The sequence below is a fragment of the Enterobacter sp. UPMP2061 genome (assembly GCF_053709615.1).
In genome coordinates this window covers 474,820-486,515 of sequence record NZ_JBSKJP010000002.1, presented here as the reverse complement: position 1 = coordinate 486,515, position 11,696 = coordinate 474,820, and the positions used below count along the sequence as shown (strand labels likewise).

The 11,696-nt window shown below is 56.0% G+C and carries 8 protein-coding genes; 2 read left to right on the top strand and 6 right to left on the bottom strand.

Annotation, left to right across the window (positions count from 1 at the left end):
* Positions 1-2 precede the first annotated feature (2 nt).
* Both wzb and ACWKXX_RS07805 read right to left on the bottom strand, forming a co-directional pair.
* A complete protein-coding gene (gene wzb / locus ACWKXX_RS07810; protein ID WP_003862078.1) occupies positions 3-446 on the bottom strand; it encodes a low molecular weight protein-tyrosine-phosphatase Wzb in 444 nt (147 codons plus the stop codon).
* A 6-nt stretch (positions 447-452) separates the two neighbouring features.
* On the bottom strand, positions 453-1,589 hold the full coding sequence (locus ACWKXX_RS07805; RefSeq protein ID WP_003862079.1) for a polysaccharide export protein: 1,137 nt from the start codon (positions 1,587-1,589) through the stop codon (positions 453-455).
* Between the two features lie 693 nt (positions 1,590-2,282).
* Here ACWKXX_RS07805 and ACWKXX_RS07800 point away from each other — a divergent pair.
* The gene (locus ACWKXX_RS07800) at positions 2,283-3,866 is read left to right on the top strand and encodes a TerC family protein (protein WP_015572372.1); all 1,584 of its coding nucleotides are present in this window, start codon (positions 2,283-2,285) and stop codon (positions 3,864-3,866) included.
* A gap of 90 nt (positions 3,867-3,956) precedes the next feature.
* Here the strand turns inward: ACWKXX_RS07800 and asmA are convergent, their stop codons facing one another.
* The 3 genes from asmA to udk form a co-directional block, all read right to left on the bottom strand.
* Entirely contained in the window at positions 3,957-5,807 is a 1,851-nt protein-coding gene (gene asmA / locus ACWKXX_RS07795) for an outer membrane assembly protein AsmA (RefSeq protein WP_032654208.1), read from the bottom strand.
* Between the two features lie 23 nt (positions 5,808-5,830).
* Positions 5,831-6,412, bottom strand: coding sequence for a dCTP deaminase (dcd, locus tag ACWKXX_RS07790; protein ID WP_006811250.1), 582 nt, complete (start codon positions 6,410-6,412; stop codon positions 5,831-5,833).
* A gap of 91 nt (positions 6,413-6,503) precedes the next feature.
* Positions 6,504-7,145: a uridine kinase gene (udk, locus tag ACWKXX_RS07785; protein WP_000130320.1), complete on the bottom strand. Its 642-nt coding sequence runs from the start codon at positions 7,143-7,145 to the stop codon at positions 6,504-6,506.
* 342 nt (positions 7,146-7,487) lie between these two features.
* Between udk and ACWKXX_RS07780 the strand changes: the two genes are divergently transcribed.
* Positions 7,488-10,817 (top strand): diguanylate cyclase, encoded by a 3,330-nt coding sequence (locus ACWKXX_RS07780; RefSeq protein ID WP_045328795.1) that lies wholly within the window; start codon positions 7,488-7,490, stop codon positions 10,815-10,817.
* Here ACWKXX_RS07780 and alkA read toward each other — a convergent pair.
* Entirely contained in the window at positions 10,782-11,654 is an 873-nt protein-coding gene (alkA, locus tag ACWKXX_RS07775; protein WP_015572369.1) for a DNA-3-methyladenine glycosylase 2, read from the bottom strand. The two genes, ACWKXX_RS07780 and alkA, sit on opposite strands and share 36 nt — an antisense overlap.
* Positions 11,655-11,696 lie beyond the last annotated feature (42 nt).

Genomic DNA, 11,696 nt, shown 5'->3' with positions numbered 1-11,696 from the left:
TGTTATCCCTGCTGAGCTTTCAGTGCCTGCGCCCACTGACGGGCAGACTGGTCTAGTAAGGTATATACCGCCTCAAAGGCCTCGCGGCTCTTGCGATACGGATCGGGAATTTCGCGCTCACCATCCCAGTGACCAAACAGCATCACCTTGCCGCGCATCTCCGGTGCGATATCGCACAGCGCGTGAATGTGGCGTTTTTCCATCGCGAGGATCAGGTCATATTCCCGGCACATCCGGCCAGAGACCTGACGGGCAACGTGCCCGTCGAGTGAGAGGTTATGCTCAAGGGCAACGCTTGCTGCACGTTCGTCGGCACCTTTTCCGACCAGCGCGCCCAGCCCTGCGGAGTCGACCGTTAACGCAGGCTGGTAATTTTTCAACAGCCTTTCAGCCGTGGGGGAACGGCAAATGTTCCCCACGCACACCACCAGAATTTTGTTAAACATCGCGGCTTACCAGTTATGAACGTCGCTCGCCGTATCCGTCATGTAGCGAACGCCACTGATGGTAGGCAGCAACTGGTTGATCAGACGGTTCCAGCGGGCAACCGGCGCGGTGGTGACATAGACCACATCGTACGGCTGGAGACGGAACGACGTTGCCATGACCAGGGACGTCGCGTCGGACATATCCAGCTGGTAGATGTTGGCAATCTTGCCCTTCGCGTTTTCGCCTTTGATAGGACGGATCACGAAGATACCGCTGGCGTTGGAGGCGGTCAGATCGATGCCTTCCGCATTGCCCAGCGCTTCGGTCAGGGTCATACCGCTGAAGTCCATCTTGAGGGTGCTCTGTTTCTTCACTTCACCCATCACGAACACTTTCAGATCGTCGTTGCGCGGCACGTACAGAATATCGCCCGGATAAAGGAGGCGGTTCTGGGTCAGGTCACCGTTTTGCATCAGCGCCTGAAGCGAAATGCGCTGCTCTTTGCCGTTGTGGGTCAGCACCACGTTGCGCCAGTCAGCGCCGTCGGTTAAGCCGCCTGCGGCATTGATCGCATCGAGAACGGTGAGCGGGACGTTAGTGATAGCCTGCTGGCCGGATTTATTGACCTGGCCAGAGATATAGGCTTTCTGGGATCGGAACGCGGCGATATTAACGTCCACCTGCGGGTCAGCAATGTACTGCGCCAGGCGGCCGGTAATATCACTACGGATCTCAGCAAGCGTTTTGCCCGCGACGTGCACTTTGCCAATGTAGGGATAGAACATGGTGCCATCGGACTGTACCCAGTTACCGGTGTCGCTTGAGCTGCGGTACTGGCCCGCAGGCGTGGTCAGTTCAGGGTGATCCCAGACGGTCACGTTAATGACGTCACCCGGACCCACGCGATACTGGTAAGAGGCAATTTCCTGGTCCAGAGACATATTTGGCTGAGCAACATTTGGACGTGGGCGTAATTGTTCCACCAGACGTGGGGTTAATGGATACACATTCACCATTTTGTCGAGATCAAAATCAGCATCCTGCTGTTTAATCACATCCTTGCCCATTGTCGACATATTGCTGCCGGGAAAGACCGTGCAACCACTCATCAAGGTCACAGACACCAATAATGGCATCAATTTCATTTTGGATTTCATCATTGATTATTTATCACTTTGGCAGAGTAATTATCCTGTGCAATTAAAATAAGCGCGGGTCGTGGTGACAATCAGAATGCAGTTAATCATTTAGCAATATAACTGGCATCAGTCCTAAAAAAAGCTTATTCATCCATTGGCTATTGACAGAATAATTGAGGCTGATTCACACGCTTTCAGGCACGCTACCGCCCTTGGCTTTCAGTTACCAATCCACTGACTAAACAATGCGTTATGGTTAGACACCCTCTTGGATAAGGCCTTTTGCGAAATATATCAAACGCCTCACAGGGGCGATTGATAATGTATAACCTTCACCAAAGACCGAAACAAAAATAGCAACAAGGAGATTTAACATTTGATGCTGGAAGAATTGTTGCAGCTAACCTAATAGCAGGCAAGGAGACAACCGTCCTAATATTCGTTTTTAAGATTAATATTAAGAGCAAAGTTTTAAGGTTTTCGGATTTTCTTTATATTGACAAAATAGATCGCCAGACCATTTATTGCGATATATCCTAAATATCGTCTTATGTAATTAAATCTTCGCAATTAACTTATTTACACCGCCCGGCAAATGGGGTTTACCTGAGTGTAGCATTAAGAGAAATCTCACCCCGGCATTGCAATTTCCGTCGGCTTTATCCATGATCGAAGTGTGACATTAGTCATATAACAGAAGGTATTGCATTTACTATGGAATGGATTGCCGATCCATCAATCTGGGCCGGGCTGGTGACGCTGGTCGTCATCGAATTAGTGCTCGGCATTGATAACCTGGTGTTTATCGCCATCCTTGCCGATAAATTACCCCCTTCACAACGCGACCGCGCCCGCGTGACGGGTCTTCTGCTCGCCATGGTGATGCGTCTGCTGTTACTGGCCTCAATCTCCTGGCTGGTGACGCTGACCAAACCCTTATTCAGCGTGCAGGGTCTGAGCTTTAGCGCCCGAGACCTGATCATGCTTTTCGGCGGATTGTTCCTGCTGTTCAAAGCCACGGTTGAGCTTAATGAGCGGCTGGAAGGAAAAGACAGTGAAAACCCCACCCAGCGACGCGGTGCAAAATTCTGGCCAGTGGTCGCGCAGATAGTGGTGCTGGATGCCGTCTTTTCTCTCGACTCCGTGATCACGGCCGTCGGGATGGTTGACCATCTGGCGGTGATGATGGCCGCGGTGATCATCGCCATCACCCTGATGGTGCTCGCCAGTAAAGCCCTGACGCGCTTCGTGAACAGTCACCCGACTATCGTCATCCTCTGTCTGAGCTTCCTGCTGATGATTGGCTTTAGCCTGGTCGCGGATGGTTTTGGCTTCCATATCCCGAAAGGGTATTTGTACGCCGCCATTGGTTTCTCGGTGCTGATTGAGTTTCTCAACCAGCTGGCCATTTTCAACCGTCGCCGTTTTCTCTCCGCGAACCAGACATTACGACAGCGCACCGCAGATACGGTGATGCGCCTGCTGAGCGGCAAAAAAGAGGATGCCGAGCTGGATGCTGAATCCGCGGCGATGCTTGCCGACCACAGCGACGGGCAGATCTTCAACCCGCAGGAACGCCGGATGATAGAGCGCGTGCTTAACCTCAACCAGCGCTCGGTGAGCAGTATCATGACCTCCCGCCATGACATTGAGCATATTGACCTGACGGCGCCGGAAGAGCAGATCCGCGCCCTGCTGGATAAAAACCAGCACACCCGCGTGGTCGTGACCGGCGGTGAAGAGGAAGAAGAGCTGCTGGGCGTCGTACACGTGATTGACCTCCTGCAACAGCAGCTCCATGGCGAGCCGCTCAACCTGCGGGCGCTGGTGCGCCAGCCGCTGGTCTTCCCGGAAGCGCTGCCGCTGCTCTCCGCGCTGGAGCAGTTCCGCAACGCTCGTACCCACTTCGCGTTTGTCGTTGATGAGTTTGGTTCTGTGGAAGGGCTGGTAACGCTCAGCGACGTGATGGAAACCATCGCCGGTAATCTGCCTAATGAGGTGGATGAGATCGATGCGCGTCACGATATTCAGAAAAACGCCGACGGCAGCTGGACCGCCAACGGCCATATGCCGCTCGAAGATCTGGTGCAGTTCGTTCCGCTTCCGCTGGATGAGAAGCGCGAATACCACACCATCGCCGGTTTGCTGATGGAATATCTGCAACGTATTCCGCAGCCGGGCGAAGAGGTCCAGGTGGGGGATTACATGATCAAAACCTTGCAGGTAGAGAGCCATCGCGTGCAGAAGGTGCAGCTGATACCGCTGCGCGGTGAAGATGAGATGGATTTTGAGGTGTAAAAAAGCCGGGTGGCGCTTCGCTTACCCGGCCTACGGTGTCTGGCTTTTATAGGCCGGGTAAGACAAAGCCGCCACCCGGCACAACAGGCATCACAGCTTATCGAGCAGCTTTTTCACGTCCTTACCTGACTGAGACTCTTTATTGCGGTCCGCCCAGTCATTCAGCCGACGTTTCGCTTCATCCTGAAGGTGCTTCCGCAGGATCTGATCGACCTGCAAACTGTAATTCAACTCCTGCCATTTTCCGTACACGCGCAGCGGTATCGGCGTCTCTTTCAGGAACTCCACAAGCTGGCCTTCGCCTTCCCAGCCAGCCTTCACGCGGACGTTGAAGCGGGTGTCTGCCGTCTCTTTCACCAGATCCAGCGCGCCGGTTCCGGTCAGCGCCAGCAGTGACGAAGTCCCCTGCATGTCGTCCAGCGAGAGCTGACCGTTGTCGAGGGCAAGCTCGCTGGTAAAGCTGTCCAGACGGGTTGCGCTGTCGTAGTTTTCATTCGCTTTCACGCTGCTGCTGCGCTCTACCGCCTGCTGCACCAGCTGCTGGAAGTTCAGCCCTTCCATGCGCGAATCTTTCAGCTCAACGTGCGCCTGCCCCTGCCAGCTACGACGGAAAGCGTCCGCATCAATCTTCGTACCAGAGAAATCCCCTGCCAGCGACAGCTGCCCCGTGAGGGCAATCGGGTAATTAAAGGCTTTCAGGATGGTGCCAATCTCAACGTTTTCCAGACGCGGCTGGAACGCGGCGCTGGCAACGTCTTTGCGCACATCCAGCGTGCCCGGCAGGGAGAGGTTCCCTGCTCCCATTTTTCCGCTGAGCTCGGAGATGACCAGCAGGCCGTTGTGGTTGAACATCTGGCTGCTGACGTCAGTAAAATCAATCCCACGCCAGCGCACGCTGTTCGCTTTCAGCAGAATGTCGGCGGTAAATCCGCGCAGGCCGTTGTAGTCAGGCTGATCGAGATTTGAGGAGATCACCGGACGCGACTGCGTGACCTGGCTTTGCCCCACCTGCGTGGCTCCCTCATCGGTCGCGTTCACCGGTTGGGGCGGAAGCAGGTTCTCGAGGTTCAGCTTGTCGAATTGCAGATCCAGCACCCACTTAGGTTTCTCATCAAGCGTGACGCTCGCCTGCCCCTTCAGGGCACTGTCGTTGGCCTGGAGGTTGAGCGCGTTCAGTTCGAGCTGTTTGCGCTCTTCATGCCACACCGCCTGCATCGTGCCCTGGCCGGCAATCCCCTTCGCGGGTAAATCCGCGCCGGTCAGCTGCCAGTTAAGCTGCTGAACGTCCGCCGTCAGCTGGTGCGGATAATCAGAGGCGTTCACGTTCGCGTTCATCGACAGGTTGAGATCGCGCTGATTGCGGTTGATCCGCCCGGAGAACTCCATGGTGGCGTGATGGTTGGCATCCTGCTCCATCCTGAGGTTGATATTGCGTACGGTGATCTGTTCGTCATCTTCATGCTGGAAAACCAGCACGCTGTCAGCAACTTTCAGATTACCAATATCGAACGACCAGCCGGTGTCAGACGGGACGTCAGGCAAGGTGTTTTCACGCGGTGCGACCGGAGCATCCGCCTGACGAACGGCTTCGGTTTGCGGCGTAAGCTGAATCACCGCCCCTTTCAGCATCACCTGTTCAACCTGGAGCTGATGGGATAAGAGCGGGATGAGCGCGACATCAAGACGCATGTTATCCGCCGTGACCAGCGGCTGCGCGGCACCCGGCGCGGTGAGGGACATACGTCCGGAGAGAATGCTGAGCTGAGGCCAGACGTGCCAGCGCAGCGGCCCGTCCAGCTTGAGTTCATACCCGCTGCGCGCTTCCACCTGCCGCACCATGTAGGCCCGGAAGTCATTCGGGTTAACCAGCAGCACCAACGCTGAAAGGCCAGCCACCAGCACCACCAGCAAAATCATCAGCGTTGTCAGAACTCTTCTCATGGCTTCCTCAGTGAACTCACAGATCAGTCTTTATCGATACGACTGGCAACCGCACCCTGCTGGTCGCGATATTTTGCGTCCTGACGGCGGTTATAAGGACGGTCTGCCGGGCCGGTCAGCGGTTCAAAGCTCAACGCACCAATCATCATTCCCGGACGAAGCGCCAGCGGCAATTTACCGGCGTTAAAGAACTCCAGCACGATACGGCCAGACCAGCCCGGATCGATACGGTGCGCGGTGACGTGCACCATCAGGCCCAGACGCGCCAGGGAAGAGCGTCCGTCAAGCCAGCCGACCAGGTCCGCAGGCAGCGTGACCGATTCAAAGGTCACCGCCAGCGCCAGTTCGCCAGGATGGAGATAAAACGCCTCTCCTTCTTCGATGACGATTTCGTCGCTCATGACACGATCCAGCGCCGCACTGACTTCGTCTTTCGGCCCGCTGAGGTCTATAAACGGTGCCGTGTGGCCGCTGAAGGTGCGGAATTTATTCCCCAGACGCACATCGACGGTCACGCCGTTAATACGCTCAACCGGCGGACGCGGGGTGATAGACAGGCGGCCTTCATCCAGCCAGGCTTCTATATCGCGGTCACAAAGACGCATGGCACTTTCTCCTTTCGTGCATCGCGCCCTGAAGCCTTACGGCGTCAGGGCAAAACCAGGTTATCTCTGAACGGTACACAATTCACACGGCTTATTCAAAAAACTGACTGATTTTCGCTTTTAAGATATCAATGGCAATACGGTTTTTACCGCCGCGAGGCACGATAATATCGGCGTATTGTTTCGAAGGCTCAATAAATTGCAGGAACATCGGGCGAACGGTTTTCTGATATTGCGCCATCACGGAGTCCATGGAGCGGCCGCGTTCGTTAACGTCGCGTTTAATACGCCGCATCAGGCAGATATCCAGCGGAGTGTCGACGAAAATCGAGAAGTTCATAGATTCGCGCAGACGGGCGTCGGTGAGCAGCAAAATCCCTTCAAGGATAATCACCTTCTTGGGCTCGATACGGATCGTTTCCTGGGTGCGGGTATGTTCCACGTAGCTGTAGACGGGCAGCTCAATCGCCTCGCCGCGCTTGAGCGCTTCCAGATGCTGGAACAGCAGGCTGTGATCCATCGCACTGGGGTGGTCGTAGTTGGTTTTTACGCGCTCTTCCATCGAAAGATGGGATTGATCTTTGTAATAGCTATCTTCGGGAATCACACCGATATGCTCATCACCCACTTGTTCACGCAGTTCGCGATAAAGCGTACTGGCAATAAGACTTTTACCTGAAGCCGATGCGCCGGCGATGCCTATGATGACGCACTGATGAGACTTATCAGTCATAAATTTAGCGACCTGATTAACCTGGATGTAAGGAAGGACGACGCCGGAGCGTCAAACGCGGCAATTATAGGGATTTCGGGGGCGTGATACCAGTCGAATGCGCAGGTTATGCGAGGCGGGCTGAAAAGCGCTGTTTCACGCCTTTAGCAAAATTTTTACGCGCGGTTTTTCGCCATTTCATCACCCTTCTTCGCAGAGTAACTATTTTATAAGTCTATGAAGTCAAAATCTGACCACTCAGCATATGAATTGTAAAATGTTTGTACTAGCATAAACCAAATTATTAATTTCACGCGTCCGGACCTGGCTCCTGACAACATGGCGTCCCTGGATAGAGCGGTAATGAATAAACAATACCAGCGGGTTTTGGTTACTACCCCACATCCTTTACTGCGGCTTGTCTGTCTGGGTCTGGTCACGTTCATCTTCACCTTATTTTCCCTCGAGCTGACTCGCTTCGGTACGCTGCTGGCGCCACTATGGTTCCCGACTTCAATTATGATGGTGGCGTTTTACCGCCATGCGGGAAAAATGTGGCCCGGCATTGCGCTCGCCTGCTCCTTTGGCAATATTTTTGCCTCGTGGATGCTCTTCTCATGGGCATCGATCAACATCACCTACACGGCGATCAATATCATTGAGGCCACGGTTGGCGCGCTGTTACTGCGTAAGCTGCTCCCCTGGTATAATCCGCTGCAAAACCTCAACGACTGGGTCCGGCTTGCCCTCGGCAGTGCCCTGGTGCCGCCGCTGGTGGGGGGCGTTCTGGTTCATTTTCTGGTGCCGAGCGCGGAGCCGCTGCGTAATTTCCTTGTCTGGGTACTTTCAGAAGCCATTGGCGCACTGGCGCTGGTGCCGTTAGGTCTGCTGTTTAAGCCGCATTACCTGCTGCGCCACCGCAACCCGAAACTGCTGCTGGAAACGCTGGTGACCCTGGTCGTCACGCTGGTTCTTAGCTGGACGGCAATCACCTGGCTGCCGTGGCCATTCACCTGCATTATCGTTCTGCTGATGTGGAGCGCGGTGCGTCTGCCGCGTATGGAAGCGTTCCTGATATTTTTATTCACCATCATGATGGTGTCCCTGATGATGGCGCGAAATCCGCTCTCCATGACGCCCTCCAGCATGATCGTCACCTTCAACGCGCCGTGGCTCCCCTTCCTGATGATGCTGCTTCCCGCCAACATTATGACGATGGTGATGTATGCCTTCAGGGCCGAGCGTAAACATATTACGGAAAGCGAAGAACGTTTTCGCAATGCGATGGAGTATTCCGCGATTGGTATGGCGCTGGTGGGCGTTGAGGGCCAGTGGCTCCAGGCCAACAAGGCGCTGTGCAATTTCCTCGGTTACAGCCAGTCTGAGCTTCAGTCGCTCACGTTCCAGCAGTTAACCTGGCCGGAAGATTTAAATACCGACCTGGAGCAGTTGCAACAGCTGATTCACGGCGAGATCAACACCTACACCCTCGAAAAACGCTACTACACCCGCAGCGGCGAGGTGGTGTGGGCGCTGCTGGCCGTCTCCGTTGTGCGCCATGCCGACGGCACGCCGCTCTACTTTATTGCCCAGATTGAAGACATCAACGATCTGAAACAGACCGAGTGGGTGAATAAGCGTCTGATGGAGCGTATCACTCTCGCTAACGAAGCCGGTGGCATCGGGATTTGGGAGTGGGATCTGGAGCCGGACGTGATCAGCTGGGATAAACGGATGTTTGAGCTTTACGAAATCCCCCCGCACATTAAACCCACCTGGCAGCTCTGGCATGCGGCCATGGTGCCTGAAGATCGTACGCACGCCGAACAGGTCCTGCGTGAGTCACTCCAGGCCAGGGTACCTTTCAAGCTGGAATTTCGCATTCGCGTCAAGGATGGCATTCGCCACATTCGTTCGCTGGCGAACCGGGTGCTGAACAAACAGGGCGAAGTGGAGCGGCTGTTAGGGATCAACATGGATATGACCGAGGTGAAGCAGCTGAACGAGGCGCTGTTCCAGGAAAAAGAGCGCCTGCATATCACCCTCGACTCTATCGGCGAAGCGGTGCTGTGTACCGACATCGACATGAACATCACCTTTATGAACCCGGTCGCCGAGAAGATGAGCGGCTGGTCGCAAAGCGAAGCGCTGGGTCAGCCCATTCTGAAGGTGCTGCACATTACCTTCGGCGAGAACGGTCCGTTAATGGAAAACATCCACAGCGGCGATATGTCCCGTACCGATATCGAACAGGATGTGGTGCTTAACTGCCGCAATGGCGGCAGTTTCGACATTCATTACAGCATAACCCCCCTCAGCACTCTGGAAGGACACACCATCGGCTCGGTGCTGGTGATTCAGGACGTCACCGAGTCGCGCAAAATGCTGCGCCAGCTGAGCTACAGCGCTTCCCATGACGCCCTTACCCACCTGGCGAACCGCGTCAGCTTTGAAAACCACCTTAAGCGCCTGTTGCAGACGGTACAGGAGACCCATCAGCGTCACGCGCTGGTCTTTATCGATCTTGACCGTTTCAAGGCGGTGAACGATACGGCAGGCCACGCGGCGGGCGACGCTCTCCTGCGCGAACTCTCTTCGCTAATGCTGACCATGCTGCGCTCCAGCGACGTGCTGGCGCGTCTGGGCGGCGACGAGTTTGGCCTGCTGCTGCCGGACTGCAACGTCGAAAGCGCACGCTATATTGCGGGCCGGTTGATCGACGCCATCAACAACTATCATTTTTCCTGGGAAGGACGCCTGCACCGCATTGGCGCCAGCGCGGGGATTACGCTGATTGACGACACCAATTACCAGGCTGCGGAAGTGATGTCTCAGGCCGATATCGCCTGCTACGCCTCGAAAAACAGCGGGCGCGGCGTGGTCACCGTCTACGAACCCCAGCAGGAGCGGATCCACAGCACGCGCAGCATGATGTCGCTGGATGAGCAGTGGCACATGATTAAAGATAACCATCTGCTGATGATCGCCCGCAGCGTCGCCTCGCCGCGCATTCCCGAGAGCAGTAGCTTCTGGCTGATTTCCTTGCGGCTGTGGACCAGCCAGGGAGAAGTGCTGGAAGAGCATGCCTTCCGCGCCGGGCTGGCGGAGCCGGAGCTGCTGCACGCCCTGGACCGACGGATATTCAGCGAATTTTTCCGTACCTATGCCGCACAGGTGGCGGCCAAAGGAATGGGCGTCGCGCTGCCGCTCTCAGAAGCGGGTTTAGCCAGCGTCACGCTGGTGGATGAGCTGCTCGACCTGATCACCAGAGGTCCGCTGCCGGCGCGGCTGCTGCATCTGGCGATCGCCGTTGATGTGCTGAGCAATACGGATGAAAACGTGCAGCAGGGTCTGCAAAAGCTTCGTCAGGCCGGCTGTCGCGTGGTGCTGACCCGGGTCGGACGCGATATGAACGTCTTCAGCCAGCTCAGCGCCAACACCGCCGATTATCTGCTGCTGGATACAGACATGGTGACCAACGTCCACGGCAATCTGATGGATGAGATGATGGTGACAATCATTCAGGGCCACGCCCAGCGTCTGGGCATAAAAACCATTGCCGGGCCATGCCATCAGTCGATCATGATGGATACGCTGTCGGGCATCGGCGTTGATTTTATTTACGGCGACACCATCGGGGAAGCGCAGCCGCTTGATCTACTGCTGAATACCAGCTATTTCGCCATCAACTGACGGCGACCAGCCGTCGGTGTACCAGATATGTAACAGCGCATACGAGCGCCACGGCTGCCAGCGTTCGGCATAGCGACGGATCTGCGCGGGCGTCATACCGGCAAAGCGCTGTTTAATCAGATAGTCATCCGGCAGGAAAACATCCTTCGCCTGCCAGCCACGCAGGGCCAGATAATTCGCGGTCCAGCGCCCGATGCCGGGGCGCTGTTGTAGCGCCTTCATCCCGGCCTCAACGTTCGCAGGCGGGAACAGCGGGAATTCACCGTCCACCGCCGACTGCGCCAGATGAATCAACGACTCCGCACGCCTGAGCGGCATCCCGAGGGCTTTCAACGCCAGCGGATCTGCCGCGGCCAGCACCTCTGGCGGAGGAAAGCAGAGATAGCCCGGCGCATCCTCAATGGGTTCACCGCACAGCGCCACCACCCGTGACGCCAGTTTTGCCGCCATCGCCACGCTCACCAGTTGCCCGAGAATGGCGCGCACGCCCTGCTCGTATGCATCCATCGCGCCGGGCAAACGTAAGCCCGGCCGCGCCGCGCCGAGCTCGCCGAGAGTCTGCGCAATGTGCAGCGGGTCGCAATCGAGGTCAAACAGGCGGGAGATGCGGTCGAGGCAGATATCCGCCACCGGGATCAGGCCAGGGCTGAGCGACACCGCCAGCGTAGGGGTTGCGCTGTCTGGCGTAACCCGGAAAACGCCCTGGTGCCCGGCATAGCCAAAACTGCGCTCGTAGTAATCCTCCGTAACGGTCTCAACCCCCGTGACCGCACGCGCGGCAAGAAAGCCAAACATCCACGACCAGTCGTAGGGCGGTTGCCAGTTCAGGGTGTACATCGTCTCTCCTTTTGTATTTACCTCAGCATAAACCGAAAGATC